Here is a 26700-nt window from a genome sequence, read left to right as displayed (position 1 = left end):
GGCTCACAAGCCCTGCACTCTAGGTGCGCCGCGGATGGGACGAAAATCGCACCGCCGGGAACCCACGAGGCTCCCGGCGGCGGAGCGCGGGACTAGAAGCCGTAGTAGCTGCTGTAGTCCGTGCCGAACAGGTCGATGACCGTGACGCCCCACGAGTGCACGATGACGACGATGATCGTCTTGCGGAAGCGCGTGAGGTTCCAGTCGTTGATGGTCTGCTGCTGGATGCCCACGCTCATCGGCGAGCCGTAGCGCGCGGACTTCACCGCGGAGGGGAAGGTCTCGATGACCGTCGCGCGCTGCGCGACCTCCTTGCCGTCCTTGTCGATGAGGGTGGCGATGGCCTTGTACTTGCCCACCTGGATGTCTTCCGGCCTGGCGCGGACGTTCACCCGGTAGTGGCCCGCCGGGATGCCCGCCTCCTCGGCGTCGATGTAGACGAAGGCCGCGTCCACGCCCTTCTCGTACTCCGTGGCGGGGACCTTCTCGTAGCCCGCGATGCTCGTCGCCACGACGGTGGCCTTGTCCGTCGTGAGGGTGCCGATCTCCTCCTCGTTGAGCGCGACGCCCTGCTCCTTCGCGCCCTGCACCAACTCGGTCTTGAGCTCGGTGCAGGCGGCCGCGGCGGCCGACGCGTACCGGGACTCGCCCGCGAAGGCGGAGCCGGAGAGGAGGAGGGCGGCAACGAGGGAGGAGCGCATGAAACGGGAAGTAATCATGGGGGACGGGGAACCAATCTCTTGGAGGGGACTGCGGTCACGGATGTCACGGACTCCGACACCGGCGGCTCCCTTGTGCAGTAGCGATGCCAATCCCTTTCATAGCCGCGTCCCATCCGGCTCCAGAGGGGAAACCCCCGGCTGTAACAATGTTTGAGACAATGGCTGTGACATGACGTGTTACGGCGCGGGCCCGACAATGACGTCCCGCGCTACAACCGGCGAGGAGTCCTTGACGTCCCCTGCCCGGAGCGCCGAAGTCGTGCCCATGGCTCAGGAGCTGGATACCCGCACCCGGGGGAGGACCGCGCGGGGGCGTCTGCGCGCACTGGACGCGTACCTGTGCCAGTTCGAGGCCCCGTTGCTCACGCGTGACGATGGCCCCTGGGTCCGCGCCGCCTTCGTGGACGTGGGCTTCGGTGAGCACCCGTGGACCACGCTGGAGAGCGCCGCCGCCTTCCGCGCGTTGAACCCGGAGCTGCCCGTGGTGGGCGTGGAGCTGGACCCCGAGCGCGCCACGGCCGCCGCGCGAAACCACGCGGATGCGCGCACGCACTTCCGCGAGGGCGGCTTCGCGCTCCCGCTGTCACCGGACGAACCCGCCCGCATGGTGCGCGCCATGAACCTCCTGCGCCAGGGAGCGCCGGAGCGCATCCCGGAGGCCCACCGCGCGATGTCGCGGCACCTGCTGCCCGGCGGGCTCCTGGTGGAAGGCTCCTCCGACACGGACGGCGCGGTGCTGGTGGCCCACCTGCTGCGCCGGACGCCGGAAACGGAAGCCCCCGCGCGCGAGGGCCTCCTCTTCCACACCGACTTCTCCCGGGGCTTCGCGCCGCTGCTCCTGCGCGACTGGCTGCCCCGCGACTTGCGCCGCCGCGTCCGCCCTGGCGACCCCATGCACGCCTTCTTCCAGGCGTGGGAGGCGGCATGGAAGGCCGTGCGCGCGCAAGGACACACCTCGCCCCCGGACGCCTTCTCAGAGTCCGCCGTGCGCCTCGCGAGAACGACCCCAGGGGTCGCCACCGACGCGTGGCTCTTGACCCAAGGATTCCTGCGCTGGAGCCCGCCCGGTGGCACTCCGGCCTGAGCCCGCTCACTCCTTGGGGGTGCAATCATGCGGGTGCCGGTCCCAAGCGCCGCTGGAAAAGGTATTCTGTCGGGAATTCAGCTTCCGGCGGCCCCCCGATTCGCCAGAGGCAGACGGCTCGACATGAACAGGCACCTTCTGACGCTTCTCGCCGCGGGGCTGATGGCAAGCACCTCGTCCGCCGCCGGCCCGTCGACCTCCGAGCTTGGAGGGGGTCGTCTCGCGCAGCGTCCCCACCGCCAATCCCGTCGTTCCTCCGCGCGCGCGCGCCGCGAGGCCGACCCCGCGAAACTGGAGCAAGAGATGGAAGAGGCCGCCTACTCCGATGAGGCCCCCGCGGCCGTCATCGCGGCCCGGCCCCCCGCGTTGCTGTTCTCCGCCAACTTCTACGGCACCCTGGCCGCCGCCCGCTGTCTGGGCCGCCACGGCGTGGACGTGACGGTGGCGGACACCGGCCGTTTGGGGCCGGCCAGCTACTCGCGCTTCGTCAGCCGCCGCGTGCAGTGCCCGCCGGAGTCCCAGCCGGAGGCCTTCCTCCAGTGGCTGGTGGACTTCGGCCTGCGCGAGCCCGTCAAGCACGTGCTCTACCCGACGAGCGACGAGCTGGCGTGGCTCATCTCCGCGCACCGCTCCAAGCTGGAGGACCTCTTCCACCTCTACGACCCGGGCGTGGACGCGGTGTACGGCCTGCTCAACAAGCGCCGCCTCTACGAAGTGGGCACGGAGGTGGGCCTGCACCTGCCGCGCACCTGGTTCCCCCAGTCGGAAGAGGACCTGGAGCAGGTGCGCCGCGAGGCGAACTTCCCGGTGCTGCTCAAGCCCACCACGCAGATCCTCCACGCCACGCACCGCAAGGGCCAGCCGGTGTCCTCGCCGGACGACCTGGCGCGCGAGTACCGCGAGTTCGCGCGGGACACCTACGCGCCCATGCTCGTGAAGTTCGACCCGGCCGTGGTGAACCCCATGGTGCAGGAGTTCCACCCGGAGGCCGCTGAGGGCATCTACAGCCTCTCCGGCTTCGTGGATGAGTCCGGCGAGCTCTTCGAGGCCCGCGCCGCGATGAAGGTCCTCCAGCGTCCGCGCCGCCTGGGCGTGGGTGTCTGCTTCGAGTCCTCGCCGCTGCGCCCGGACCTGGTCGCGGGCCTCACCCGGCTGTGCAAGAAGCTGGGCTACCACGGCGTCTTCGAGGTGGAGTTCATCCAGACGAAGGACTCGTACCTCCTCATCGACTTCAACCCGCGCTTCTACGGGCAGATGGGCTTCGACATCGCGCGGGGGCTGCCCCTGCCGCTGCTCGCGTACCACGCGGCCACCGGGGACCGGGACGCGCTCAAGCGCGCGGTGGAGGACGCGCGCGACGCCAGCGCCGCGCACGAGGACGCGGTGTTCTGCAACCGCATCGCGCTGGAGATGCTGCTCAACCTCCAGCGGCTGTCCGGCGCGCTGCCGGCGGACGAGGCCCGGCAGTGGCGGCAGTGGTTCAACACCCACAAGGCGACGGCGGTGGATCCGCTCATCGACCGGGACGACATGATGCCCGCGGCGGTGGAGCTGGCCACCATCTCCTACGGGGCCGCGCGCCACCCCCGCGCCTTCCTGCGGATGATGGTCTTCAACCGCTAAAAGGGCCGTCAGCCCGCGGCGCGAGGGGCCGCGGGGACCGGATCATCGAAGGTGATCAGGTCCTCGTGCGTCTCCGCCCGGCGCAGGCGCCGCACCTTCCCGCCCTCCACGCCCACGATGGCCGGCTGCGGGAAGGAGAAGGACGTGCCGAAGGGCACGAAGTACGCGCCCGCGTCCATGATGGCCAGCGTGTCGCCCACCTTCAGCTCCGGCAGCCGCACCGCGTGGTACAGCGTGTCCGCCGGGGTGCAGATGGGGCCCACCACCGTGTACGCCCGGTGCGCGGGCGCGGCCGGCTGCTCCACGTGGAAGAGCTGGTGGTACTCGTTGCGCACGCATTCGGCGTGGTTGATGCCCATGTCGAGCACCGCCCACGTCCGCTCGCCGCCATCCTTGAGCGCATGCACGCGGCCCAGCAGGAGCTGCGTGTTGCCCGTCATCGCGCGGCCCGGCTCCAGGAAGATGCGCGGGCGCTTGCGGCCCTTCTTGGCGTAGTGCGCCTCCACCTGGGCCACCACCTTCGCCACGTACCGCTCGATGGAGAGCGCCGCCGCGAAGTCCGGCGCGGGCAGGTCGCGCTGGAAGGTGAGGTTGAGCCGCCAGTCCCGCTGCTCGATGTGCTCCACCGTCGGCGTGCAGAGGCTGCCGCCCAGGTCCAGCACCTCCAGGTCCAACCCCAGCTCGCGGTGCAGCTCGTCCGCGAAGTCCAGCACCGCGCCGACGAAGCCCTCCAGCTCCGCCTCCGTGCGGATCAGCTCGCCCCGGTGCGCGTGCAGGCCCACCACGTCCAGGTTCCCGGAGGCCATCGCCTGCCGGTACGCCGCCATCGCCTGGCCTCCCGCGATGGGCGTGCCGAACTGCGACGTCCAGCCCGACATCGTCGTCACCCGCACGGCCACGCGCGGGCGCTTGCCCAGCTCCGCCGCGTGGCGTGAGAAGACGTCCAGCTCCTCGCGGTGGTTCGCGGCCAGCAGGCCGATGCCCCGGGTGATGGACTCGCGGATGGACGCGTCCGACTTCACCGGGCCGTTGTAGACGATGCGCTCCGGCGCCACGCCCAGCTTGAGCGCGAGCCAGAGCTCATAGGCGGAAATCACCTCCGCGCCCACGCCGCGCGCGTGCAGCGCGGACAGCACGCCCGGCACGGGGTTGGTCTTGTACGAGTAATACACCTCGCAGCCGCCCGCCGCGCCCGGGGGCACCGCCTGGAACGCGTCCGCGTTGCGGTGCAGCGCCGCCAGGTGCACCACGTGCAGCGGCGAGCCGTACTCATGGGCCAGCTGGGACAGCGACACGCCCTCCAGGAAGAGGCCCTGGCCGCCGCGGGACTCCAGGCCCCACGTCTCCGGGGGGAGGAAGGCGCGCGCGGGGGCCATCGCGCGCTGCACGACGGGCCCCAGGGTCTGCTTCAACTGGCGCTTGGCGGTTCCAACGAGGCGACGACGCAGGCTCACGGGGAGAGGCCCTTTCAGGAATCGCTTACGGCAGCTTGAGGGGGAGGTAGCGCGTGAGGCCGAAGCGGCCCTTGAGCGCGCGCGTGGCCATCTGCAGGAGCCGGTACTCCAGCTCTCCGTGCTCGCGCCGGTACTTGTTGTGGATGATGGCGTTGGACTCCGCCACGGACTTCTCCACCTTCGCGCCTGTCTTGCCCAGGTCGTTCATCAGCGACGGCTTGCCCACCCGGTAGTTGAGGATGGGCCGGTTCACGTAGACGTGGCCGTAGCGGCGGATGCCGCGCATGTAGAAGTCCACGTCCTCGTAGACGGGGATGTTCGGATCGAACCCGCCCAGGGGCTGGAAGTATTCGCGGCGCACCATGCACGCGGAGTTCACGTACAGCGTGCCCAGGAACAGGATGTGCGCCACCGTCCACGCGCTGTTGGGCGTGGTGGCCCCCACCTGCGCCACCCGCTCGAAGTAGGTGCTCTTGTCCTCCAGCCACTCCGGATCCTCGCTGAAGGGCACCACCCAGCCCACCGCGACACCCGCGTCCGGCCGCGCGTCCAGCGCCGACACCATGGCCTTGAGCGCCCCTTCGGCGAGCATGTCGTCGTCGTCCAGGAAGTGCAGGTAGCGGCCCTTCGCCAGCGTGGCGCCGTGGTTGCGCACCAGCGCGGGGCGCCCCTTGGACGGCACCTCCTGCTTGAAGTAACGCACGCGGGCATCACCAATGCCCTGCACCGCGTCCCGGGCCGTGCCCTCCGCGGAGTCATCCAGGACGATCACCTCCACCTGGACGCCTTCTTGACGCAGCGCGGAGTGGATGGCCTCCACCACGTCCTTCTCGCGCTTGTACGTGGGCATCACCACTGAGACGTCGACGGATGACATAGGCCCCGGTTTATACCGGTGGGGCCCCACGACTGAGAAGCCAGCCGGGCCCTCCGCGCGTGGGGCATTGCGCCCCGGCCCCTGTGTCGGGTGTTACCCGCCCGCTGTCCGGGGAAGCGAACGCGGGAGGCCGTCTCCCGGTTTCTCGGAAGTTTCTACGGCCCCGGCAGGGGGCGGACCGGAAAAAATCACGGTCGGATCGCGACAGGGCTGCCACACCGTGGCTCCCTGGCCACGGGTTTTTCAGTAGCTGGCGACGGCGAAATCGAACGCGTCCAGGTCGTCCACGACGTCGGCTCCGGCGGCGGAGTGGAAGGCGTCATCCTCCTCGAAGAAGGCGTCGCCCGAGAGGGGGCCGTCCGCCTCGTCGGGGTCCAGCGGCAGCCATCCGGGATGCAGTTCCTCGCGGGCCATGTGCGTTCGTCCTCTTCCGCAAGTGGTACGGCTTCAGTCGGTGACTTGCAGCCGTTGTGCCACTTCCTGGATACGGAACGGCCCGCACCGGCGGGTCGTTTCCGACGAAAGGTGGGTCGCCGGACGGGCAGGCATGGCTTGACGCCGGAGCCTGGGGCCGACAGGAAGGGAACACCGATGGCCGTTCTGCTGGCACACGAAATCGAAGATCCGCGCCCGTGCAGCTATCTGCCGGGGCGGGAGGCGTCCCTGGAGACGCTGCTGATGCGCAACGTGACGGCGCAGGAGTACGAGCACCTGCTGGTGCGCGGATGGCGCCGCTTCGGCCCGCAGTACTTCCGGCCCGCCTGCGCGTCGTGCCACGAGTGCGTGTCCCTGCGCGTGCCGGTGGCGGGCTTCACGCCCAACCGCAGCCAGCGCCGGGCCCGCGCCGCGTGCGCGCACCTGCGCGTGGAGGTAGGCCCGCCGCGCGTGGACGAGGAGCGCCTGACGCTGTACCGCGCGTGGCACGCGGATCGCGAGTCGTCCCGGGACTGGGAGTCCTCCGAGCTGGGGGCGCGCGAGTATTCGCTCCAGTTCGCCTTCCCGCACCCGTCCGCGCGCGAGGTGGCCTGGTACGACGACAGCGACCCGGCGGGCCCGAAGCTGGTGGGGCTGGGCCTGTGCGACGAGACGCCGCACGCGTGGAGCGCGGTGTACTTCTTCTACGACCCGGCCTACGCGCGGCTGTCCCTGGGCAAGGCGAGCGTGCTGTTCCAGGTGGAGCTGGCGCGCGAGCGGGGCATCCCCTACGTGTACCTGGGCTACCGCGTCCTGGCGTGCGACTCACTGCGCTACAAGGCCGGCTTCCGCCCGCATGAGCTGCTGGAGGGCCGCCCCGCGCTGGACGCGCCGCCCGAGTGGCGTGTCGCGGCGGCTGACGCACCAGCAACCGCGGCTGACGCGCCGGAGCTGGTGGGCCCCTCGGATGTGGTGGTCAGGAGCCGCTGAGCAGCGCCGCGTCGAAGAAGTCGCGCAGGTGGTGCGCGTACTCCTCCGGGGCCTTCTTCGCGTACTCGCCGTGGTGCGCGCCGGGCACCACCCAGTAGGACTTGGGTTCGCACGCGGCCTGGAAGAGCGCGTCCTGGAGGAACGCGGGTGCGTACTCGTCGACGTCGCCGTTGATCAGCAGCAGCGGCCGGCCCTTCAAATCACACAGGCGCTTCATGGGGTCCACCGCGTCCACGTCCACGCCGGACAGTCGCAGGGTCCAGAGCGCGGGCTGGGCGCTCAGCGGCCCCCACCTGCCGTAGCTGTAGCGCGTGTCCGCCTCCAGCGAAGGGTACGCGCCCGCGGCGGCCACCGCCTTGAGGCGTTCGTCCTCGAGGGCCGCCAGCATCGCGGTGGTGCCGCCCATGGAGAAGCCCAGCACGCCCAGGCGGGACGGATCCACGTCGTCGCGGCGCGAGACGAAGTCCACCGCCGCGCGCAGGTCCTCGCGCTCGCGGTCGCCCCAGGTCACCAGGTCGCCCTCGCTCTCGCCGTGGCCGCGCGAGTCGAAGAGCAGCACGCCATAGCCCGCGCGTGAGAGCACCTCCGCCTCGAAGAGCATCTGCGTGCGGTTCTCCGCGAAGCCGTGCATCACCACCACCGCCGCGCGGTTGTGCGATGGCAGGTACCAGCCGCGCAGCGTCAGGCCGTCCCGCGTGTGCAGCACCACGTCCGTGCGCTCCGCGAGCACGCCTCCCGCCACTGGCTTCAAAGGCTGGCGCGCGGGGTGCAAGACAGCGCGTGCGGCGCGGACATTGCGGTACGCGATGAAGGCCGCCACCGCGAGCACGCCCAGAAGGGCGAGCGCGATGAAACGGGCGGGACGGGGGTGGATGGGGTTTTTCACGAGGATGGATTGTGAGCCTATACCCGGAATCCAGTTCCTGGCAGTCGGCCCCCGGACTCGTTGAGTCCCCAAGCAATGAACCGCACCCGCTGACGCGCCAAGCGCCTCTTGACGCGTCAATGCTGGAGCTTGCCCGGCAGGACGCGGTGCGGCTGTTTCAACGATGTATCAGTGGGCCGGTGAAGGCCGCTGTTTCGAAATGGCGTTGGCGCCCCCGGGAGATCCACCGGCAGGACGGCGTGCAACTGTCTCCTGGGTGGCGGCGGCGGGTGACCTTCGCTACCTATCGCACGGTGCGTGGGATATTGATCAGCGACCAACTCCAGGGGTGGGCTCGCCGGACACTCGTACGCCGGGCGGGAGAGCAAAAAATCGCTTCTTACCGGGAATCCCAGACATTGGAACTGCAGGCGCGGCAAGAGATCGCGGTCCCGGCCCCAGGGCGGCGGCGGCGCGTGTTGTTCACGCTCGTCTTCATGGGGACGGGGGGCATCGAGCGCTCCGTGTGCAACGTGTTGGCGGGCCTGGACCGGGAGCGGTTCGACCCTTCGTTGTTCTTCCACCACGGGCCGCCGCCGCCGGACACACGCGGGCGCATCCCCGCGGACGTGCCCATCTCCTGGGGCGTGGGCGTGGAGGCCTACCGGCGCCGGGAGCTGCCGCGGATGCTCTGGCGGCTTTTCCAGGAAGCGCGCAAGGCGGACATCATCGTCTCCGGGCAGGAGGGCAGGGCGGCCCTGCTGGCGCGGATGGCGGGAGCCCTGCTGGGCAAGCCGGTGTTGGGGATGGTGCACTTCGACTGGGGGGCGTTCCACCGGGAGCAGCCGAAGCGCCAGCTCTGGGGCCTGAAGGTGCTCTACCCGGGCATGGACCGCATCGTGGCGTGCGGCTACGACTCCGCGAAGGCGTTCGCGGAGCTGGTGAACGTGGACCGCGACCGGCTGGAGGTCATCCCCAACTTCGTCGACGCGGACCGCGTTCGCGCCGCGGCGGACGCTCCCCTGCCCGCGTGGGCGGTGCCGGTGTTCAAGAAGCCGGTGATCATCGCGGTGGGGCGGCTGGAGCCGCAGAAGTCCTTCGACATGCTCCTCCGCGCGCACGCCCGGATGCGGGCGGACGGGACGGACACGAACCTGCTCATCCTGGGAGTGGGCTCGCTGGAGGCGGAGCTCAAGGCGCTGGTCGCGGAACTGGGCGTGGAGTCTTCCGTGTTCATGCCGGGCTACGCGGAGAACCCGCACGCGCTGATGCGGCGGGCCACGGCGTTCGCCCTGTCCTCGCGCTTCGAGGGCCTGCCCATGGTGATGCTGGAGGCGCTCGCGCTGGGCTGCCCCATCGTCAGCACGGACTGCCCCTCCGGCCCCGCGGAGGCCCTGGACGGGGGGCGGGCGGGGGTGCTGGTGCCCATGGGGGACGACGCCGCCATGGCCCAGGCGCTGGGGCGGGTGGTGACGGACGCGAAGTGGCGCGAAGGGCTTCGCCAGCGGGCCCTGGACCGGGCGGACGAATTGTCGGCCGAACGGGCGCTCAAGGCCTGGGAGTCGCTGCTGGCCGAGGTCTGAGCGGGCTGGCTCCCGGAGCGTGGGGGGGACGGGTCAGGAAAACCTTGCTCCCCTTGTCCCGCTTCCAAGAGGATTCGCACCATCATGACGACGACGAACGAGACGCAGGGCCTCAACTTCCTCCAGGAAGTCGTTGAGGAGGACCGGCGGACGGGAAAGCACGGCGGACGCGTGCACACCCGCTTCCCGCCCGAGCCCAATGGCTACCTCCACATCGGCCACGCCAAGGCCATCGCGCTGAACTTCGGGCTGGCGCAGCAGTATGGCGGCAAGTGCAACCTGCGCCTCGACGACACCAACCCGCTCACCGAGGACACGGACTACGTGGAGTCCATCCAGCGCGACGTGCGCTGGCTCGGGTTCGACTGGGACGACCGGCGCTTCTTCGCGTCCGACTACTTCGACCGGCTCTACGCCTTCGCGGAGCAGCTGATCTCGCAGGGCCAGGCCTACGTGTGCAGCCTGTCGCCGGAGGAGATTTCCCAGTACCGCGGCAACTTCACCACGCCGGGCAAGGACAGCCCGTACCGCACGCGCACGGTGGAGGAGAACCTGGACCTGTTCCGCCGGATGAAGGCGGGCGAGTTCCCGGACGGCAAGCACACGCTGCGCGCCAAAATCGACATGACGTCGTCGAACCCCGTGCTGCGCGACCCGCCCATCTACCGCATCCGGCACGCGCACCACCACCGCACGGGCGACAAGTGGTGCATCTACCCGCTCTACGACTTCGCGCACTGTCTGTCGGACGCCATCGAGGGCATCACGCACTCCGTCTGTACGCTGGAGTTCGAGAACCGGCGCGTGCTGTACGACTGGATCGTCGACGCGCTGATCAAAGGCGACCGGCCCAACCAGTACGAGTTCGCGCGGCTGAACCTCACCTACGCGGTGATGAGCAAGCGCAAGCTGCTCCAGATGGTGCAGGAGAAGCGCGTCTCCGGCTGGGATGATCCGCGCATGCTGACCATCAGCGGCCTGCGCCGCCGGGGCTACACGCCCGCGTCGCTGCGCGACTTCGCGAAGCGCATCGGCGTGAGCAAGTCCGACAGCCTCATCGACATGGGCGTGCTGGAGCTGTCCATCCGGGACGACCTCAACGAGACGGCGCCGCGCGCCATGGCCGTCCTGCGTCCGCTCAAGGTGGTGCTGGAGAACTACCCGGAGGGCCAGACGGAGGAACTGGAGACGGCGAACCACCCGAAGCGCGAGGACATGGGCACGCGCAAGGTGCCGTTCATGCGCGAGCTCTACATCGAGGCGGACGACTTCCAGGAGGTGCCGGAGAAGGGCTTCTTCCGCCTGGCGCCGGGCAAGGAGGTGCGCCTGCGCTCCGCGTACTTCATCAAGTGCGAGAAGGTCATCAAGGACGCGGCGGGCAACATCACGGAGCTGCGCTGCACCTACGATCCGGCCACGCGCGGTGGCGACTCGCCGGACGGCCGCAAGGTGAAGGGCACGCTGCACTGGGTGCCGGGCAACGCGCCCGTGGCGCAGGTGCGGCTGTTCGACCGGCTCTTCTCGGTGGAGTCGCCGGACAAGGACGAGACCAAGGACTTCAAGGAGTTCCTCAACCCGAACAGCCTGGAGACCCTCACCGGCGCGCGCGTGGAGCCGATGCTCGCGGACGCGAAGCCGGGCGACCGCTTCCAGTTCGAGCGCCTGGGCTACTTCTGCGCGGACGCGGTGGACTCCAAGCCGGGCGCGCCCGTCTTCAACCGCACGGTGACGCTGAAGGACTCGTGGGTGAAGGAGCAGAAGAAGTAGGGCGCTCCTTCCCGCGCTGCTGAAGCTTCAGGGAGCCCCGGGTGGAAACACCCGGGGCTTCGTCGTTTCGAACCCTCCCTGGTGGGTGATGGCGGGCCGTGGAGCGGGTGCTCCAGGCTGGAAGGGGCAGTTCCGCCTCTTTCCGCCGGAGCGCGTCCCGCCATGATGCTCCAACCGTTGCCTCGCCCTCATCCTCCGCCGACGCAAGCCGAGGTGGTGGCCATTGGCCGCATGCAGGACGCGCCCCTGCGCAACCTGCACATCACCCACACGTACCACGTGCTGAAGGTGTGCTTCGCGGGCGTGCTGGGGGAGGTGGATCAGTCGTGGTGCGGCTTCTCCACCTGGGCGTCGAAGACGGCGGGGACCTTCATCCGCAAGGAGATGGTGGCCGTGCTGGAGCGGGACATGCTCTCCCGCGCGGAGGCCGTGATGCGCGGGCTTGGCGTGACGCAGGCCCGGCTGCTGGGGTCGTGGGGCCTGCCGTCGGGCGTGGCCACCGTGCTGTCGCGCGCCATGGACCCGGTGATGAGCGTGGTGTCGAAGCACATCGCGCAAGGCAACCTGCTGGTGTTCCAGGAGCTGGGACCGCTCTACACGGCGATGCTGGAGCACTTCACCGGGCCTGGAGCGAAGAGCCCCGCCGCGCTGGAGCGCGTGGTGGCCGTGCTGAAGCCGGGGCCGCTGGAGTCCGGGGGGCAGGAGTTGCTCATCCGCGCGGTGCGCGCGTACCACGAAGCCCTGGGCCTCACGCGCACCAAGGACCGGGCGGAGCGCGTGCTCCTGGCCAACGCGTTGGTGGGCTACCACGAGCAGGTGCGCCTGCAGGAGCCCATCGTCGGGGCGCTGGGGGCGCCGCTGAAGGAGCTGTTCCTGGACCACCTGCGGGAGCTGCTGCGGGCGCGCGGGCACGGGATGCCGGAGCCCTGGCGGGTCGCGCTCTTCACGCCGCTGGCGGACCGGCTGGAGCGCTGCTGGCGCGAGCTGATGACGCGCGAGTTGATGACCATGGAGCTGCCGGACCGGACGCTGCGGCTGGGCGAGGACATCCCGGCGCTCTCCGCCGCGGCGGACTTCCCGCCGGACCTGATGCGGCTGGAGCACCCGGAGCTGTGCGCCCTGCTGAAGCAGTTGGACCGGACGCCGGACGACACGGCGGGCAGCGCGGCGCGGGACTGGGGCTCGGTGAAGGACCGGATGAACCTCATCGTGGACCTGTTCCGTTCACGCCAGCAGGATCGCGGACTCTACGAGCCGCCCTTCACGCCCGCGCAGGTGGAGGCCTTCCAGCAGGGCCGGATGCCTGGCGGAAAGCTATGAGCGGGGCGGCGTCTCGCGGGTCATCTCCACCATGGTGGGACGCCAGCCCAACCGTGCGAACAGGCGTTGCGCGGCTTCGTTCTTCGCGGCGGTGTGGAGCACGACGCGCGGCGCTCCCATCTCCGTGAGCCGCCGCACCATGGCCTCCGCGAGCAGCTGGCCGGTGCCGGTGCCGCGCGCCTTCTCCTCCACCCAGATGTCGTGCAGGGCGCCGCACTTGTCGAGGAGCATGTTCCAGTCCACGCCCTCCAGCCGGCCGTAGCAGTAGCCGACCACTTCGCCGTCCAGCTCGGCCACGAGCACCACGGCCTCCTGCGGACGGCGCGCCTCCTTGCCCAGCCACCAGCGGTAGCCGGACTCCACGTCGTCCGGGACCATGAAGCGCTGCGGGTCGAAGCCGTGGTGCTGGCGCGCGAGCGCCGCGCCCATGCGGCCCAGCGCGGGTGCGTCCGGGTCCTTCGCGGGTCGGATGGTGACGGGCATGCGTTCTCCAGGGAGCGGGTGTCCGCTCCAGGTTGCGCATCGCGGGCCGCGTCTGTCGAAGCCTTCTGGAGGAAAATGCTCAGCCGGCCACGCGGAGGGGCGGCACTGCGTCATCTAGCGGGCCTTCGCGCGCATCCGCGGTGCGGCGTCCCTGGCGTCGCGCAGGCTGGAGCGGGCCAGCTCCACCAGGCCCCAGGCGGCCACGAGGGCGAACACCGCGCCCCCCAGCGCCACCAGGTAGTTCACGAGGCCCGTGTCGCCGCACTGAAGGCACGCCACGGACGGGTCCTCCGGCTCGTAGTGCAGCGTCACCGGGGCGCCGGCCGCGTAGTGGTGCGACACCGCCTGCGCCTCCGCGAGCCCGCCTGCGCCGTGGCCGTCGAAGGCCACCGTGTCGGAGGTGTACGGGACGCCCTTCACCTCGTAGCGGTAGCTCACGTCCGGGCGGAAGCTCACCGCGCGCTTGCTGCGCAGCGTCTCCACGCGGGAGCTCACCACGGTGCCCTGCACGGTGGGCCAGTCCTTGCTCACCTTCGAGCGGTACACCATCCGGCCGCCCGCGAACGCCAGCGCCACGCCGATGCCCAGCAGGGCCAGCCCCATCAGCCACTTCATCATCGTTCGAGTCCTTGCTTGCCTCCCGCCGCGCTGCCCGGGGCGAGGAAGGCGAATCCACCTGGGAAGTGCAGCCCCCGGGCCAAGGCTTCCGCCCCGGAGGGATGGGGCCGGGATGCGGGGCAGATTTCCCCACGGGGGCAATTCGCCCCGGTAGACTCAGGGGTCTCCATGCCCGCACTCGCCCAAGAGCTCGAAGTGGCCCGGCGCATCGCCCGCCAGGCTGGTGACATCCTCCTGCAGGTCTACGCCACGGACTTCTCCGTCACGGACAAGGCCGGAGGCGCCGGGCCCGTCACGGTGGCGGACGAGCGCGCCAACGCCTTCATCGTGGGCGAGCTGCGCAAGGCCTTCCCGGCGGACGGCGTGGTGGCGGAGGAGAACGAGGACGCCTCCGACGCCAAGCGCTTCAGCCGCTGCTGGTTCGTGGATCCGCTCGACGGCACGCAGGAGTTCGTGAACCGCAACGGCGAGTTCGCCATCCACATCGGCCTCGCCGTGGAGGGCCGGGCGGCGCTGGGCGTCGTCTACCGCGCGGTGGGGGACGTCCTGTACTCCGGCATCGTCGGCGAGCAGGGCTACGTGGAGGACCCGCAGGGCCGCCGCGCGCTGCGCGTGTCGGACGTGGCGGACCCGGCGCAGCTGCGGCTTGTCGTGTCGCGCTCGCACCGCTCGAAGACGACGGACGCGGTGGTGCAGCGGCTGGGCATCACGAAGGAGACGGAGTCCGGTTCGGTGGGGCTCAAGTGCGGCCTGCTGGCGGAGGCCCGCTGCGACCTCTACGTGCACGTGAGCGACAAGAGCTACCGCTGGGACAACTGCGCGCCGGAGGCCGTCATCCGCTCCGCGGGCGGCGTGCTCACGGACCTGGCGGGCAACGCGTACCTGTACGACGGCTCCGAGCTCCAGAACCGCCGGGGCCTGCTCGCGTGCAACGCCGCCGCCTTCGACAAGGTGTTGCCCGTGGCTTCCCAGGTGGCCCACGAGGCCGGCCTGCTGAAGTAGTCAGCGCGGCTCGACCGCGCGGCGCAGCTCGCCGTACAGCCGCGCGAGGTCCGGGAGCTGGTAGCTGGCGTTGAGCCCGCTGGGATTGGGCAGCACCCACAGCCGCGCTTCGCCCAGCGTCTCCTCCTGCGGTCCGAACCTCGCCTTCGGCCGCGAGAAGGCGGTGCGGTACGCGCCCAGCCCCAGCACCGCGAGGTACTTCGGACGGTAGCGCTCCACCTTGCGCGCCAGCGACTTCGCGCCTTCCGCGTACTCGTCCGCGCCCAACTGGTCCGCGCTCGCCGTGGCCCGGTCCACCACGTTGGTGATGCCCAGGCCCAGCGTCAGCAGCTCCGCCTGTTCCGCTGGCTTCAGGAGTCGCGGGGTGAAGCCCGCTGCGTGCAGTGACGGCCAGAAGCGGTTGCCCGGCCGAGCGAAGTGCACGCCCACCACCGCGGAGTAGAGGCTGGGGTTGATGCCGCAGAAGAGCACCCGCAGGTCCGGGGCCAGCAGGTCCGGCATGGTGCGGCCGGTGGCGGCGAACAGCTCGTCCTTCGTGGGGCGGTGGAGCTTCATGGGGTGGGCAATCCAGGCCGGAACCTAGCGGGTCGGGTGCCGCCTCGCACGTCCATGCGCCTGGGCGTGGCCCGGGCAGGGAAGGGGACGGACGCCTTTCCCAGCGACAGCGCCCGGTCCGCGCAGGCAGAGTGACACTCCGTGTCCGCATCGACATCGTCCGAGCCCTCGCGGCTGACGCCCAGGCATTGGCTAGCGCTCGCGGTGGCCGTGTTGCCGCTCGCGCTCTACGCCTTCTCCTCGCGCCAGGGCGACCTGCCGCTGTACTTCCGGACGGCCCGCGCGTTCCTGGACGGCGCGGTCCCCAACCGCGACTTCCGCTTCGAATACCCGCCCTACGCGCTCCTGTGGTTCGTGCCCGCGACGTGGGCAGGCGGCGACCTGCGCGGTTTCATCCTCGCGTTCGGCCTCCAGCTCACGCTCATCGACGCGTTCATCAAATGGCTGCTGCTGTCCGAAGGCGTGCGCCGGTGGGGCACGGCCTGGCGCGCGTGGGTGCCGTTCGCGGCGTACTCCGTCGTCAGCTGGCTCCAGAGCGTGCACTACCTCAAGCGCTACGACCTCATCCCCGCCGCGCTCGCGCTGGCCGCGGTGGTGGCCCTGATGCGCCGGCGCGAAGGCTGGGCAGGTGCGTTGCTCGCGGTGGGCACCGTCACCAAGCTGTACCCGGCCGTGCTCGTGCCGCTGGCCCTGGCCGTGTGCTGGCGCCGGGGCGCGAAGCCGACGCGGGCCCTCATCACCGGCCTCGTCGCGGGCGTACTGCCGCTGGTGCCGCTGAGCTTCGTGTGGCCGTGGTGGCGGTTCGCGGCCTTCCACGTCGAGCGGGGCCTCCAGGTGGAGGCCCTCAGCGCGGGCCTGCTCTGGGCCGCGCACCTGATGGGCTTCGCCCAGGTCCAGTGGGTCCACGCTCCCGCCGCCTATGAGCTGCACGGCGCGGCCGCCGAAACAGTCCGGGCTGTCACCCGCCAGGTGTGGGTCGCGGGCCTGCTGCTGGCCGTGGCGGTGTCCGTGCTCGCCGCGTGGCGCAGGCCTCCGGTGCACATCGAGGACGGGGCCCGGCTGACGCTGGTGCCGCTCGTGGCCTTCGTCATCCTCAACCCGGTGCTGAGCCCGCAGTACCTCATCTGGCTCACCGGGGCCGCCGCGCTCGCGCTGCTCTCCGGAAGAGTGTGGCCGTCCGCCGTGCTGCTGGTGGCCGCCGCCATCACGCGCGGGCTCTTCGCGGGCAGCACCTACAACACGGGCTGGCAGCCGTCATTCACGCTGCTGCTCCTCGCGCGCAACGCGATGGTGCTCTTCGCGGGGCTCGCCTGGGCCCGCGAGGCGTGGCGGTGGGGTCGCCCTGGTGCCACGGTGCTTCCGGAGGTGAAGGACGCACCCGCGCCGACACCGCCTCCCTGAGGCCCGGTTGCCCGCCCGGCATGGACCGGAGCGCCGATGCGAGGGCCGGGGCTCGTGGTTACAAGGAAGGCATGGCCCGTCCGGTGAACGTCAACGCCCTGCTGCCCATCGAGGCGGAGTTCCAGCGCGAGCGCGCCTCCGGGTTGCGCCGCTCCGGAGACAAGCTGGAGGACGCCCTCGCCTTGGTGGCCAAGGCGGAGAAGGAGCTGCGCGCCCTGCATGGCGTGGCGCGGGTGGAGCGCTACGCGGCGTACCGCGCGCTCTGGAAGGAAGCGGAGCGGCTGCGCTGGAACCTCACCGTGCAGCGCGAGGCCTGTGGCCTGCGTAACCACCGCGACCTGGACCTCATCTACCCGCTGCCGCCCCTGCTGCGGGAGTGACGCGGGCTGTCCGCCGCTTCACGGTGAGGTGCGCCACGCGGCCACGGCGAAGAGCGCCCAGCCCACGAGGAAGCCCAGGCCGCCCAGCGGCGTGATGGCGCCCAGCACACGCACGCCGGAGAGGGCCAGCGCGTACAGGCTGCCGGAGAAGAGGACGATGCCCGCGAGCATCGCCCAGCCCGCGGACTCCAGGAGCGCGGAGGGGCGCACCGTGCCCAGCAGCCCCACCGCCACCAGCGCGAGCGCGTGGTACATGTGGTAGCGCGCCCCGGTTTCGAAGATGACCAGCAGGTCCTGGGGAAGCCGGGCCTTCAGCGCATGCGCCCCGAAGGCGCCCGCCGCCACGGACAGGAAAGCGTTCACCGCGCCCACCACGATCCACCACCGCATCATCGAGTGCCTTTCTTCGCGCGCTTGACTGCGGCACGCTACACCGCGCCTCACGGCAGCGTCCTGGTTGAACACGCACCCGCCCCAGCCGCGCCCATCCCAGATGATGACTTCCCCTTCCTTCCAGCCGACCCCGTCGATTCCCTTCGAGCTGCGCCAGTCCCCCATCCAGGGCACGGGCGCCTTCGCCACCCGCCGCATCCGCAAGGGCGCGCGCATCATCGAGTACATCGGTGAGCGCATCACCCAGGCCGAGGCGGACGCCCGCTACGACGACGAGTCGATGGAGCGCCACCACACGTTCCTCTTCAACCTGGACGACGACACGGTGCTGGACGCGGGGACCCTCCACAACGAGTCGCGCTACATCAACCACTCGTGCGAGCCCAACTGCCAGTCGCTCATCGACAAGGGCCACATCCACATCTACGCGCTGCGCGCCATCGAACCGGGGGAGGAGCTGACGTACGACTACGCGTACGAGCGCAGCCCGGAGATGGACGCCGAAGCCGAGTCGCTCTACGTCTGCCGCTGTGGCACGCCCTCCTGCCGGGGCACCATCCTCGCCCCGGAGAAGAAGGCCCCCGCGCGGCGCAAGAAGGCCGCCTCCAAGTCCAAGGCGACCTCCAAGTCCAAGGCCGCGTCGAAGTCCAAGGCGACCTCCAAGTCCAAGGCCGCCAAGAAGTCGAAGGCCTCGCCGCCAGCCGCCGCGAAGAAGAAGCGGGGCACCCAGCGCGCGAAGTCTCCGGGCCGTGGCCGCCGCGCCGCGGGCTGAAGCCCCCAAACGGAAGCGCGCGCGCTCCGGAGCCGGGCATTAGAGTGGAGGCGTGAAAGACGTCCTGCGCTTCCTGCTCACCGAGGCCCCTGACTTTCCCGCGCTGGACTCGGTGGAGGCCTGGTGGCGCCGGCACCTCGCGGTGCTGCCGCGCTTCCAGGTGCCCGCGGACCTGGCGCTCGCCAGCGGCTTCCGGATGGACCGGATGGGGTTCGCGTTCTCCTCCGGCTACCAGGCCGCGCTGCGCTCGCTCTTCCCCCAGCTCCCGGCGGACCGGCGCGCCGCGCTCTGCGCCACGGAGACGGGCGGCGGGCACCCGAGCGCCATCGAAACGAAGCTCACGCCGAAGGGCGCGGGCTGGACGCTCGATGGCGTGAAGACCTACGTCACGCTGGGCACGCACGCGGAGGTGCTGCTGGTGGTCGCCTCCGAGGGCCGGGATGCCCAGGAGCGCAACCGCCTGCGCATGGTGCGGCTGGACGCGCGCACGTCCGGGGTGACCGTGGAGCCGCTGCCGCCACTGGGCTTCGTGCCGGAGGTGCCGCACGCGGCGCTGCGGTTGGACGGCGTGGAGGTGGACCCGGAGGACGTGCTGCCCGGGGATGGCTACACCCGCTACCTCAAGCCGTTCCGCACGGTGGAGGACTGCCACGTCAACCTGGCGGTGCTGGGCTGGCTGGTGAAGGTGGCCCGCCGGTGCGGCTGGCCGGTGGCGCTGCGCGAGGAGCTGGTCGCCGTCGCGGTGATGATCCACGCGCTCGCGTTGGAGGACCCCAGCGACCCGGCCGTGCACGTGGCGCTGGGCGGAGCGCTCGCGCAGATGCACCGCGCGCTGGAGCGCTGCGAGGTGGCCTGGGAGGGCGTGGACGTGGAGATGCGCGAGCGGTGGCAGCGCGACCGGCGCCTGCTCGACCTGGCGTCCAAGGTCCGCGCGAAGCGGCTGGAGGTCGCGCGGCAGCGGCTGGCCGGCGGCGCGGGCGAGGACTGACGCCCGGGCAAAGCGAAGCCCGCGAGGGGAGGGGGCTCAAGGCCTCCTCCACCGCGCGGGCTTGGGGGGCTACGGGTGACTTCAGTACCGGCCGCCGCCCAGCGCGGAGACGGCGGCGGACAGGATGCGGTTCTCCACGCCCCAGACGGCCTTGTTCATGCCCTTCACGCCCGCGCCGCGCATGTAGTCCGTGAAGTCGTGCAGGGCGGTGGAGCGCTGCATGCGCTCCGTCTTGGCGGCGTAGAGCAGCGGCGTGTTCGGCGCGCCCGTGAGGCCCAGGTCCGGACAGGCCTCCGACAGCGCCGCGCGGTCGATGCCCGTCACCGCGGACAGCATCGCCACGGTGAAGTGGTGCACGGGCAGCTCGCGCGCGTTGGGCACGCGCTCCAGCACCTTCGCGCGCGACTTCGGATCCGTGGCCAGCTGGGGCAGCGTCACCCGGGACATCTCCAAAATCTGCTCGTTGGTGACGTGCTTGTTGTCCAGGATGGCCCGGTCGAACAGGCTCTGCGGCGTGTCACCCTTGATGGTGATGTTCACGTCGGACAGGCGCTGGCGCATGGTCTGGATGGCGCGCCCCACCTCCGTGTTCGCGCCCCCGCGCCACGAACCCGGCGTCGCCTGCACCGGCGCCATCGTCGCGCGGGTCCGCGCCAGCTCCGCGCGGTTGAGCACGTCCGCGCGTGACGCCTCCGTGACCTGGTTGGCCCGGGCGGGCTGAGCGGCCGGGGCCTGCGTGCGGGCCGGAGCGACGGAGGGGGCGGCGGGACGGTTGCGGATCTGCGTCATGGAGGCACCTTCTACCCTGGATGTCGGAGTACCGGATTATCGCCGGGAGAGCAGGGGAGTTGCCTTGCCGTGCCCTCCCCAGCGCGTGCGTTCCGCCCGGGGCCCGGTATGGTGCGCGCCATGTCCCCGCGCCTGCCCACCCAGTTCGCCGACCTGCTCACCCCGAAGGGCCGCCGCATTCTCGAAGGCCGAGACTCCGAGACGTGCGGCGCGTTGCTGGACCCCACGCGGCCCTTCATCGCGCTGCAGGGCGTCATCGACGTGAAGAAGGCGGCCGAGGCCCGCGACATCCTGGACGCCGCGCTGCGTGACACGCTCGTCACCATGGAGGACCCCATCCCGGAGGACTCCATCTCCGGCATGGTGGAGAACTACACGGAGGCGCTGCCCAAGACGGTGCGCGTGCGCACCGCGCTCCTGGAGAGCCGGCGCTCGCGCTCATGGCGCGCGGCGGAGGCGGTGGGGCTGAGGGCGCTCCTGCGCTCGGACACGTTCGCGGCCTTCGCGGCGACGGTGAGCGGCCGGCCGCTCAAGCGGGGCTGGGGCATCCAGGTGCTCTGCTACGGCCCGGGCGACTACACCGGCCCGCACAACGACCACCACCCGGAAGAAGCGGACGCGCGCGACGGCTACGTGGACATGCACGTGAGCCTCACGCAGCCCGCCGTGGACCACCAGTACCTCGTGTACGCGAAGGACGGGCACTTCTCCGAGCTCACCAAGGTCAGCACCGTGGGCGGCGTCACCGTGTACCGGCTGCCCTTCTGGCACTACACGACCCCGCTCGCCGCGAAGCCGGGAAAGGAGGACGCGGCGCGCCGCTGGGTGCTCCTGGGCACCTTCCTGGACGCTGGGCCCGGGACGCGTCCTTCCTCCACCATCCTGCCGGCGGGCGCCCCTCCGCCTGTCCGGGCCGTGACAGTCGGACGTGGCACCGGGGCCGGACGGCGTTAGCGTGCCGGGCCCATGAGCCCGACTGACATCGACACGCAGGCCAACGACCTCCTCCAGTACATCGACGCGTCGCCCACGCCGTACCACGCCGTGCGCGAGACGGCGCGCCGCCTCACCGCCGCGGGCTTCCGTGAACTGGACGAGCGCGAGTCCTGGTCGCTGAAGCCCGGTGACAAGGTCTTCGTCATCCGCGGCGACACGAGCATCGCGGCGTTCCAGCTGGGCACGAAGCCCGTGGACACCACCGGCTTCCGGCTGGTGGGCTCGCACACGGACTCGCCCAACCTGCGCCTCAAGCCCAACGCGCCCGTCAACCGCCACGGCTACCAACAGCTGGGCGTGGAAATCTATGGCGGGGTGCTGCTGCACACGTGGACGGACCGCGACCTGTCGCTCGCGGGCCGCGTGGTGACGTTGCACAACGGCCGCCCCCAGCACCACCTGGTGGACTTCCGCCGGCCGCTGTTGCGCGTGCCCAACCTGGCCATCCACCTGAACCGCGGCGTCAACACGGAGGGCCTGAAGCTCAACGCCCAGGAGCACATGGTGCCGGTGCTGGGCCTGGAGAGCGCGGGCCCCGCGGAGCTGAAGGGGCTGCTGGTGGAGGAGCTGGGCCGCTCGGGCGTGAAGGCCGCCGCGGACGACCTGCTGGGCTATGACCTGTGCCTCTACGACCTGCAGCCGTCCACGCGCTCCGGCCTGCACGGTGAGTTCCTCCACGCGCCCCGCCTGGACAACCTGGCCAGCTGCCACACCGGGCTCACCGCGCTCTTGAAGGACACTGGCCCGCGCGAGGCCACGGTGGGCGTGGTGCTCTACGACCACGAGGAGTGCGGCAGCCGCAGCGCGCAGGGCGCCGCGTCGCCGTTCCTGAAGGATCTGCTGGAGCGCATCGTCCAGGCGCACGCGGATGGGCGCGCGGACGCGTTCCACCGCGCCATCCGCCGCTCGTTCATGGTGAGCGCGGACATGGCGCACGCAGTGCACCCCAACTACTCCTCCATGCACGAGCCCAAGCACCAGCCGCAGCTGGGCGGCGGTCCGGTCATCAAGACCAACGTGAACCAGTCCTACGCGACGGATGGCGAGTCGTGGGCGCACTTCGCGGCGCTGTGCAAGGAGGCGGGCGTCACGCCGCAGCACTTCGTCACCCGCACGGACCTGGGCTGCGGCAGCACCATTGGCCCCATCACCGCGGGGCAGCTGGGCATCCGCACGGTGGACGTGGGCAACCCCATGCTGTCCATGCACTCCATCCGCGAGCTGGCCGCCGCGTCCGACGTGGCCCGCATGGTGGCGGTGCTGACGCGCTTCTTCGCCTGAGCGGGCAAAAGGAAGAGGCGGGCCCGGTGGTGACACCGGACCCGCCTCGGATGTTTCAGGAAGCTTTCAGCGCTGGAACTAGTTCACGCCCACCGCGGTCCAGGCGTCCTTCACCTTCTGCACCTGGACGGAGTCGGCGCCGTGCAGGTCCGTGGCGGCCTTGATGGTGGCCTCGCGGGCCTGGGCGAACGTCGTGCGCGGCGTCATGTACGTGGTGAGGGCGCGGGTGAAGATCTTCAGGCCGTCCTCCATGCCGATGCCGCCCTTCACTTCCAGGCCGGACGTCTTGTTCTTGCCGCCCTCGACCAGCAGGTAGAAGGCGTTGTTGGAGATGCCGCTGGAGCCGTGCACCTCCGTCTGCTTCGGGTAGTTCTTGTAGTTGTCGACCGAGTAGTTGTCCTTGGTCGGGTCGTTCATGTAGCGCAGGCCGTCCTCATCGCTGCCGTTGTTCGGCGTCCAGGCGGCCTCGCCCACGGTCCAGTTCCACTTGGCCTCGGGGTTGTTCTGCGCGGCGTACCACTCCACGCCCGTGCCGATGATGTCGGAGAAGGACTCGTTCAGGCCGCCGGACTCGCCGCTGTAGATGAGGCCCGCGGTGCGCTCCGTGAGGCCGTGCGCGATCTCGTGGCCCGCGATGTCCAGCGTGGTGAGCGGGCCGGACTGCTTCCCGTCGCCGTCGCCGTAGCTCATCTTCTCGCCGTCCCAGAACGCGTTCACGTAGTTGTTGCGCACGTGCACGTAGCTGGTGAGCTTCTCGCCCGCGCCGTCGATGGAGTCACGACCCATGATGTTCTTCATGAAGTCGTAGGTCATCGCCGCGCCGTAGTGGGCGTCGACGGCGGCCTTGGCGCGCGCCGGGTCGGTGGCCTCGCCCCACTTGTCGTTGTCGTCGGTGATCTTCGTCTGGCCGGACGCGGTGGTCTTGTTGTTCGCGTCGTAGGTCACCACGCCCTTGCCGCGCGTCGAGTCCTCCAGCGAGTACGTGCCGTCCGCTTCCTTCTTGGTCTTCAGGTCCACGTGGCCGCTGTACATGGACAGGTCGTCCGCGGTGCCCGCGGGCGGGTTCTGCGGATCCGTCGGCGGAGGCGTGGTCTCCTTCGCCTGGATGTTCAGGCTCCAGTTGTTGAGGGTGCCCACGTCACGCGCGGCCTTGTCCTCGACCTTGAGCGTCCACTCGCCCTTCGTGTTCTCGCCCGCGAACGCGGCGGACAGGTCGAAGGAGCCGGCGATGTCGTCCTTGGAGCCGCCCTTGCGGTCCTGCACCACGGCGGACTTGCCGGAGGGGCTGGTCAGCGTGACCTTCAGGTCGCCGCTGAAGGTGTGCTTGATGTTCAGGTCGAGCGACAGCTTGTCGACCGTCACGTTGTCCGGGAAGGTGATCTTCGACTCGACCTGGCCCTTGTCCGGGATGGACGCGTTGGGGCTGGCGGTGCCGTTGACCTGCATCGGCGCGGCGGCCTTCTTGCTCCAGCCGCCAATCTTGTTGAAGCTCTCCAGCACCGCGCCGGTGTTGGCGTCGATGATGTAGTTCTGCTTCTTGGGCTTCTCCTGGCCGGCGATCTGCGTCACTTCCACCTGGAAGGCGGCGCGGTACTTGCCGTCCGCGTCCTGGTAGACGACGCGCTCGGAAGAGGGCTGCTTGTCGGCCTTGCCGCCCAGCTCCTTCTTCGCGATGTCGATGGCCTGCTGCGGCGCCAGCTTCGTCTTCTGGGTCCCCAGGCCCGCGGGGATGGCGTTCTGCTCACCGGTGACGCTGGACACCTTGCCGTCCGTGCCCAGGTGGCTGATGACCTGCTCGCCGAAGACCTTCACGCCCTCGTGCATGCGGTCCAGGCGCACGTGGGTCATGCCCAGCTCGTCGCGCTCCACGCTCTTGGGAGCCAGCGTCGGGCCGGTCTTGTTCGCCGCCAGCAGCGACGAGGCCGTCATCGGCGGGGTGAGGTGCTTCAGGGACGTCTGGATGGCCTGCTGCGCCTCCTTGCTGTCCAGGGCGAGGCGGCCGGTCTGCGCGGAGGTGGCCCCCGTCGTGGACGCCTGCGACGTCGCCGCGGCGGCGGCCGTGGGCTGCGCGCCCGCGGCGGCGCCCGTGCGGGAAACAGACTCGAAGCCGTCCTTCACGCGAAGGACGTTCTTGGCCTTCGCCGGCGCGGAGGTGTCGGTGGTGGGACGGAGAGAAACGGGCGTCGAACCTTCGGTGCGGCGAATGGTCATGGATCACTCACGCTGCAAGGGGGATGAACAATTCTCGCACGATGAACACCGAGAGTTTCCGATGGGTTGAAGAAGATAACGCGGCAGCCCAGGAATCAGGGGATAGCGCCAGTGGACTTCCTGTGAATTCAACGGTTGACACTGAATTTTTGCTTTCAGTAAGGGTCTATTGTGACCCGAATTCCTGAAATCCCCGACGCGGGCCGTCATGGAGCAGCGCGGGCCGGGCGGGAAAATGCCGGAGAAATTGTTGGAAAAGTCCACAACAGCGGCAACCAGGCGGGCAGGCCCGGCGCGTGGAGGCTGATACAATGAGACACGGTTTCCCGGCCGGGATGGTGCGGGGGCTGGACCCTGGGGGGGTTGAAGACATGGAGCCGTGGATTCATCCGGAGACGCGGGAGGCGCCTGGCCTGCCGCTGCTGATGGTGCGGGTGCCGCGCCGGAACTTCGAAGGTCTGTTCGAGCACTCGCTGAGGCCGTCGGGCCCGTTCGCGCAGGCGCTGCGGGACGTGGGCTACGACCCGGACACGGTGGAGGAGCGCCTTCCCTTGGAGGTGTGGCGCGCGTCGCTGGCGGTGGCGCGGCGGCATGCGTGCCCGGGCCTTCCGAGCGAGGACGCCAACCGCGTGCTGGGTACGCACTACGTGGAGGGCTTCGCGCAGACGCTGGTGGGGCGCATCTTCGCCACGGCGGCGCCGCTTTTGGGCGCGGAGCGGTGCCTGGCGCGGCTGCCCACGTACCTGCGCGCGGGCCGCGAGGACATGAAGCTGATGCTGGAGCCGGTGCGCGCGCGGGAGTGGCGGGCGCGGGTGGTGGACGCGGATCCGCTGCCGGACTTCGTGGCGGGCGTGATGGAGCAGGTGCTGCGCCGCACGCGGGTGCTGCCGCGCGTGGACGTGCTGGAGCGCGCCGAGCACGCCTATTCGCTGCGGATCCGCTGGGACGAGGCCTGAGCGGCCCGCGCGTCCCCCGCCGCTAATTGAGGTACGTCTTCGGCGGGGGGCGCTTGTGGGCGGGGGTGAGCGGCGCCGGGCGCGCCTGGCGCCACCGGCCGATGACGTCCATCAACCCGTCGAACGTGTCGCGCAGGGCCCAGGCCCGGTCCTCCACGTCCTTCAGGCCCTCGCAGCGCAACAGGCCGTCGCGCAGCGCGCGCTGGACACCGGGGCAGTCGTCGCGCTCGTCGATGAGCTGTTCGGCGGTGTGCGCGTAGAGCCGGTAGCAGCCCTCCACGTCGCCCCGGTTGTAGGCGGGAGCGCCCACGTTGATGGCCTGGCCCAGCAGCGAGGCCACGGACTCCACGGCCGGCGTCGCGCAGCCCTCCAGCAGGCCCACGGGATGCTGCGGCACGTGACGCACGCGGGTGGCGCGCTGCCGGGGCGCGTCCAACGCGGACAGCGGTCGGGGCGGGCCGGGCGTCTTGAGGAGCGGCGCGATGTAGCGCACCGGGATGACCAGCCCCAGCGCGCGGCCGTTGGCGAGCGCCGCGGTGGCCAGCCCCACCACCTGCCCCCGCGTGTCCAGCACCGGCGAGCCCGACGCGTCCTCGGGCAGCGTGCGGGACAACTCCAGCAGGGTGAGCCATTCGCCCAGCACCTGGACCGCGCGGACCTCCAGGACCCGCCCTTCGGGGGGGCGGTCCGCGTGGGCCTGGATGATGTGCAGGGCCTCGCCTTCCGAGGGCAGCGTGGCCGGGCCCAGCGGGAGGGCGGGCACCAGCTCCGGGACGGACAGGCACAGGAGGGCCAGGTCGCGGCGCTCGTCCACGGCCGCCACCTGGACCACCGGGGAGCGCAGGCCGTCCGGCAGCACGGCGGTGATGGCGCGCGCGCTGGCCACCGCGTGGAGGCTGGTGACGACGTGGCCTTCGGAGGAGATGACGAACCCCGTGGCGGTGTGGCCGCCCAGGTCCAGCAGCACCAGGGAGGCACTCGTGCGCCGAAGGGCCTCTTCGGCCCGCGCACGGCGTGCCTGGACGTCGTCGGACATGGCCACCCCCGTTCGGCCGGCATTCCCACCGGGATACGTTCCATGTGACCGGCCGCGGCACGTTGTATCAGCCTGCCCGCCCCCCACCCAACCCACCCGGGCGGGGCGATGTTGGCCTTCATGTTGTGATTGGCGCGCGA

26 protein-coding genes are annotated in these 26700 nt (G+C 70.6%); 14 read left to right on the top strand and 12 right to left on the bottom strand.

Going from position 1 to position 26700, the window contains the following annotated elements:
- Positions 1 to 92: 92 nt before the first annotated feature.
- Entirely contained in the window at positions 93 to 701 is a 609-nt protein-coding gene (locus tag D7X30_RS14355) for a hypothetical protein (RefSeq protein WP_120563478.1), read from the bottom strand.
- Between the two features lie 286 nt (positions 702 to 987).
- Between D7X30_RS14355 and D7X30_RS14350 the strand changes: the two genes are divergently transcribed.
- Together D7X30_RS14350 and D7X30_RS14345 are read left to right on the top strand one after the other, a co-directional pair.
- Entirely contained in the window at positions 988 to 1806 is an 819-nt protein-coding gene (locus D7X30_RS14350; RefSeq protein ID WP_120563477.1) for a class I SAM-dependent methyltransferase, read from the top strand.
- Positions 1807 to 2109: 303 nt separating this feature from the next.
- On the top strand, positions 2110 to 3429 hold the full coding sequence (locus tag D7X30_RS14345; protein WP_199724305.1) for a carbamoyl-phosphate synthase: 1320 nt from the start codon (positions 2110 to 2112) through the stop codon (positions 3427 to 3429).
- Between the two features lie 8 nt (positions 3430 to 3437).
- On the opposite strand, the gene D7X30_RS14340 is transcribed toward D7X30_RS14345, so the two are convergent.
- From D7X30_RS14340 to D7X30_RS41950, 3 genes are all read right to left on the bottom strand, one after another.
- Complete coding sequence (locus D7X30_RS14340) at positions 3438 to 4883, bottom strand: pyridoxal-dependent decarboxylase (protein WP_120563476.1); 1446 nt, start codon at positions 4881 to 4883, stop codon at positions 3438 to 3440.
- Positions 4884 to 4908: 25 nt separating this feature from the next.
- Positions 4909 to 5760, bottom strand: coding sequence for a glycosyltransferase family 2 protein (locus tag D7X30_RS14335; protein WP_120563475.1), 852 nt, complete (start codon positions 5758 to 5760; stop codon positions 4909 to 4911).
- A 243-nt stretch (positions 5761 to 6003) separates the two neighbouring features.
- Complete coding sequence (locus tag D7X30_RS41950) at positions 6004 to 6174, bottom strand: hypothetical protein (protein ID WP_158619263.1); 171 nt, start codon at positions 6172 to 6174, stop codon at positions 6004 to 6006.
- A 177-nt stretch (positions 6175 to 6351) separates the two neighbouring features.
- On the opposite strand from D7X30_RS41950, the gene D7X30_RS14325 reads away from it, so the two are divergent.
- The gene (locus D7X30_RS14325; protein ID WP_120563474.1) at positions 6352 to 7164 is read left to right on the top strand and encodes an arginyltransferase; all 813 of its coding nucleotides are present in this window, start codon (positions 6352 to 6354) and stop codon (positions 7162 to 7164) included.
- On the opposite strand, the gene D7X30_RS14320 is transcribed toward D7X30_RS14325, so the two are convergent.
- A complete protein-coding gene (locus D7X30_RS14320) occupies positions 7151 to 8050 on the bottom strand; it encodes an alpha/beta hydrolase (RefSeq protein ID WP_120563473.1) in 900 nt (299 codons plus the stop codon). The two genes, D7X30_RS14325 and D7X30_RS14320, sit on opposite strands and share 14 nt — an antisense overlap.
- A 455-nt stretch (positions 8051 to 8505) precedes the next feature.
- Here D7X30_RS14320 and D7X30_RS14315 point away from each other — a divergent pair, with 455 nt between their 5' ends.
- The 3 genes from D7X30_RS14315 (at position 8506) to D7X30_RS14305 (ending at position 12699) form a co-directional block, all read left to right on the top strand.
- The gene (locus D7X30_RS14315; protein WP_120563472.1) at positions 8506 to 9612 is read left to right on the top strand and encodes a glycosyltransferase; all 1107 of its coding nucleotides are present in this window, start codon (positions 8506 to 8508) and stop codon (positions 9610 to 9612) included.
- Positions 9613 to 9696: 84 nt separating this feature from the next.
- Positions 9697 to 11379, top strand: a complete 1683-nt coding sequence (locus D7X30_RS14310) for a glutamine--tRNA ligase/YqeY domain fusion protein (RefSeq protein ID WP_120563471.1) — start codon at positions 9697 to 9699, stop codon at positions 11377 to 11379.
- A gap of 162 nt (positions 11380 to 11541) precedes the next feature.
- Positions 11542 to 12699: a hypothetical protein gene (locus D7X30_RS14305; RefSeq protein ID WP_147443186.1), complete on the top strand. Its 1158-nt coding sequence runs from the start codon at positions 11542 to 11544 to the stop codon at positions 12697 to 12699.
- Here the strand turns inward: D7X30_RS14305 and D7X30_RS14300 are convergent.
- A complete protein-coding gene (locus D7X30_RS14300; protein ID WP_120563469.1) occupies positions 12694 to 13182 on the bottom strand; it encodes a GNAT family N-acetyltransferase in 489 nt (162 codons plus the stop codon). The genes D7X30_RS14305 and D7X30_RS14300 overlap by 6 nt on opposite strands.
- Before the next feature lie 114 nt (positions 13183 to 13296).
- The gene (locus D7X30_RS14295; RefSeq protein ID WP_120563468.1) at positions 13297 to 13800 is read right to left on the bottom strand and encodes a DUF3592 domain-containing protein; all 504 of its coding nucleotides are present in this window, start codon (positions 13798 to 13800) and stop codon (positions 13297 to 13299) included.
- Between the two features lie 168 nt (positions 13801 to 13968).
- On the opposite strand from D7X30_RS14295, the gene D7X30_RS14290 reads away from it, so the two are divergent.
- Positions 13969 to 14802, top strand: a complete 834-nt coding sequence (locus D7X30_RS14290; protein WP_120563467.1) for a 3'(2'),5'-bisphosphate nucleotidase CysQ — start codon at positions 13969 to 13971, stop codon at positions 14800 to 14802.
- Here D7X30_RS14290 and mug read toward each other — a convergent pair whose 3' ends face one another.
- Complete coding sequence (mug, locus tag D7X30_RS14285; protein WP_304984695.1) at positions 14803 to 15357, bottom strand: G/U mismatch-specific DNA glycosylase; 555 nt, start codon at positions 15355 to 15357, stop codon at positions 14803 to 14805.
- A gap of 141 nt (positions 15358 to 15498) precedes the next feature.
- On the opposite strand from mug, the gene D7X30_RS14280 reads away from it, so the two are divergent.
- Positions 15499 to 16758: a glycosyltransferase 87 family protein gene (locus tag D7X30_RS14280; RefSeq protein WP_120563466.1), complete on the top strand. Its 1260-nt coding sequence runs from the start codon at positions 15499 to 15501 to the stop codon at positions 16756 to 16758.
- A 71-nt stretch (positions 16759 to 16829) separates the two neighbouring features.
- Positions 16830 to 17138: a hypothetical protein gene (locus D7X30_RS14275; protein WP_120563465.1), complete on the top strand. Its 309-nt coding sequence runs from the start codon at positions 16830 to 16832 to the stop codon at positions 17136 to 17138.
- Positions 17139 to 17156: 18 nt separating this feature from the next.
- Here the strand turns inward: D7X30_RS14275 and D7X30_RS14270 are convergent, their stop codons facing one another.
- Entirely contained in the window at positions 17157 to 17531 is a 375-nt protein-coding gene (locus D7X30_RS14270; RefSeq protein ID WP_120563464.1) for a DUF423 domain-containing protein, read from the bottom strand.
- 103 nt (positions 17532 to 17634) lie between these two features.
- Here D7X30_RS14270 and D7X30_RS14265 point away from each other — a divergent pair, with 103 nt between their 5' ends.
- Together D7X30_RS14265 and D7X30_RS14260 are read left to right on the top strand one after the other, a co-directional pair.
- The gene (locus D7X30_RS14265; RefSeq protein ID WP_120563745.1) at positions 17635 to 18303 is read left to right on the top strand and encodes an SET domain-containing protein; all 669 of its coding nucleotides are present in this window, start codon (positions 17635 to 17637) and stop codon (positions 18301 to 18303) included.
- 52 nt (positions 18304 to 18355) lie between these two features.
- Entirely contained in the window at positions 18356 to 19291 is a 936-nt protein-coding gene (locus D7X30_RS14260) for an acyl-CoA dehydrogenase family protein (RefSeq protein WP_120563463.1), read from the top strand.
- A gap of 81 nt (positions 19292 to 19372) precedes the next feature.
- Here the strand turns inward: D7X30_RS14260 and D7X30_RS14255 are convergent, their stop codons facing one another.
- Positions 19373 to 20080, bottom strand: coding sequence for a hypothetical protein (locus D7X30_RS14255; protein WP_120563462.1), 708 nt, complete (start codon positions 20078 to 20080; stop codon positions 19373 to 19375).
- 120 nt (positions 20081 to 20200) lie between these two features.
- Here D7X30_RS14255 and D7X30_RS14250 point away from each other — a divergent pair, with 120 nt between their 5' ends.
- Positions 20201 to 21034: a hypothetical protein gene (locus tag D7X30_RS14250; RefSeq protein ID WP_233591552.1), complete on the top strand. Its 834-nt coding sequence runs from the start codon at positions 20201 to 20203 to the stop codon at positions 21032 to 21034.
- A 12-nt stretch (positions 21035 to 21046) separates the two neighbouring features.
- Positions 21047 to 22357, top strand: a complete 1311-nt coding sequence (locus D7X30_RS14245; RefSeq protein WP_120563460.1) for a M18 family aminopeptidase — start codon at positions 21047 to 21049, stop codon at positions 22355 to 22357.
- Positions 22358 to 22435: 78 nt separating this feature from the next.
- On the opposite strand, the gene D7X30_RS14240 is transcribed toward D7X30_RS14245, so the two are convergent.
- The gene (locus D7X30_RS14240) at positions 22436 to 24568 is read right to left on the bottom strand and encodes a M4 family metallopeptidase (RefSeq protein ID WP_120563459.1); all 2133 of its coding nucleotides are present in this window, start codon (positions 24566 to 24568) and stop codon (positions 22436 to 22438) included.
- A gap of 371 nt (positions 24569 to 24939) precedes the next feature.
- Here D7X30_RS14240 and D7X30_RS14235 point away from each other — a divergent pair, with 371 nt between their 5' ends.
- A complete protein-coding gene (locus D7X30_RS14235; RefSeq protein ID WP_120563458.1) occupies positions 24940 to 25524 on the top strand; it encodes a DUF2378 family protein in 585 nt (194 codons plus the stop codon).
- A 22-nt stretch (positions 25525 to 25546) separates the two neighbouring features.
- On the opposite strand, the gene D7X30_RS14230 is transcribed toward D7X30_RS14235, so the two are convergent.
- Positions 25547 to 26560: a serine protease gene (locus D7X30_RS14230; protein ID WP_120563744.1), complete on the bottom strand. Its 1014-nt coding sequence runs from the start codon at positions 26558 to 26560 to the stop codon at positions 25547 to 25549.
- Between the last annotated feature and the right edge of the window lie 140 nt (positions 26561 to 26700).

The sequence above is a fragment of the Corallococcus sp. AB011P genome, from assembly GCF_003611605.1.
Classification (GTDB): Bacteria; Myxococcota; Myxococcia; order Myxococcales; family Myxococcaceae; genus Corallococcus; species Corallococcus coralloides.
The sequence above is the reverse complement of the archived record's forward strand: the minus strand, read 5'-3'. Positions and strand labels throughout refer to the sequence as shown.

Excerpts from the sequence above, each read along its gene's own strand:
- D7X30_RS14355 (WP_120563478.1), bottom strand. The coding sequence starts at position 701 with ATGCGCTCCTCCCTCGTTGCCGCCCTCCTCCTCTCCGGCTCCGCCTTC.
- D7X30_RS14350 (WP_120563477.1), top strand. The coding sequence starts at position 988 with ATGGCTCAGGAGCTGGATACCCGCACCCGGGGGAGGACCGCGCGGGGG.
- D7X30_RS14345 (WP_199724305.1), top strand. The coding sequence starts at position 2,110 with ATGGAAGAGGCCGCCTACTCCGATGAGGCCCCCGCGGCCGTCATCGCG.
- D7X30_RS14335 (WP_120563475.1), bottom strand. The coding sequence starts at position 5,760 with ATGTCATCCGTCGACGTCTCAGTGGTGATGCCCACGTACAAGCGCGAG.
- D7X30_RS41950 (WP_158619263.1), bottom strand. The coding sequence starts at position 6,174 with ATGGCCCGCGAGGAACTGCATCCCGGATGGCTGCCGCTGGACCCCGAC.
- D7X30_RS14325 (WP_120563474.1), top strand. The coding sequence starts at position 6,352 with ATGGCCGTTCTGCTGGCACACGAAATCGAAGATCCGCGCCCGTGCAGC.
- D7X30_RS14310 (WP_120563471.1), top strand. The coding sequence starts at position 9,697 with ATGACGACGACGAACGAGACGCAGGGCCTCAACTTCCTCCAGGAAGTC.
- D7X30_RS14305 (WP_147443186.1), top strand. The coding sequence starts at position 11,542 with ATGATGCTCCAACCGTTGCCTCGCCCTCATCCTCCGCCGACGCAAGCC.
- D7X30_RS14300 (WP_120563469.1), bottom strand. The coding sequence starts at position 13,182 with ATGCCCGTCACCATCCGACCCGCGAAGGACCCGGACGCACCCGCGCTG.
- D7X30_RS14295 (WP_120563468.1), bottom strand. The coding sequence starts at position 13,800 with ATGATGAAGTGGCTGATGGGGCTGGCCCTGCTGGGCATCGGCGTGGCG.
- D7X30_RS14290 (WP_120563467.1), top strand. The coding sequence starts at position 13,969 with ATGCCCGCACTCGCCCAAGAGCTCGAAGTGGCCCGGCGCATCGCCCGC.
- mug (WP_304984695.1), bottom strand. The coding sequence starts at position 15,357 with ATGAAGCTCCACCGCCCCACGAAGGACGAGCTGTTCGCCGCCACCGGC.
- D7X30_RS14275 (WP_120563465.1), top strand. The coding sequence starts at position 16,830 with ATGGCCCGTCCGGTGAACGTCAACGCCCTGCTGCCCATCGAGGCGGAG.
- D7X30_RS14270 (WP_120563464.1), bottom strand. The coding sequence starts at position 17,531 with ATGATGCGGTGGTGGATCGTGGTGGGCGCGGTGAACGCTTTCCTGTCC.
- D7X30_RS14265 (WP_120563745.1), top strand. The coding sequence starts at position 17,635 with ATGACTTCCCCTTCCTTCCAGCCGACCCCGTCGATTCCCTTCGAGCTG.
- D7X30_RS14255 (WP_120563462.1), bottom strand. The coding sequence starts at position 20,080 with ATGACGCAGATCCGCAACCGTCCCGCCGCCCCCTCCGTCGCTCCGGCC.
- D7X30_RS14250 (WP_233591552.1), top strand. The coding sequence starts at position 20,201 with ATGTCCCCGCGCCTGCCCACCCAGTTCGCCGACCTGCTCACCCCGAAG.
- D7X30_RS14245 (WP_120563460.1), top strand. The coding sequence starts at position 21,047 with ATGAGCCCGACTGACATCGACACGCAGGCCAACGACCTCCTCCAGTAC.
- D7X30_RS14240 (WP_120563459.1), bottom strand. The coding sequence starts at position 24,568 with ATGACCATTCGCCGCACCGAAGGTTCGACGCCCGTTTCTCTCCGTCCC.
- D7X30_RS14235 (WP_120563458.1), top strand. The coding sequence starts at position 24,940 with ATGGAGCCGTGGATTCATCCGGAGACGCGGGAGGCGCCTGGCCTGCCG.
- D7X30_RS14230 (WP_120563744.1), bottom strand. The coding sequence starts at position 26,560 with ATGTCCGACGACGTCCAGGCACGCCGTGCGCGGGCCGAAGAGGCCCTT.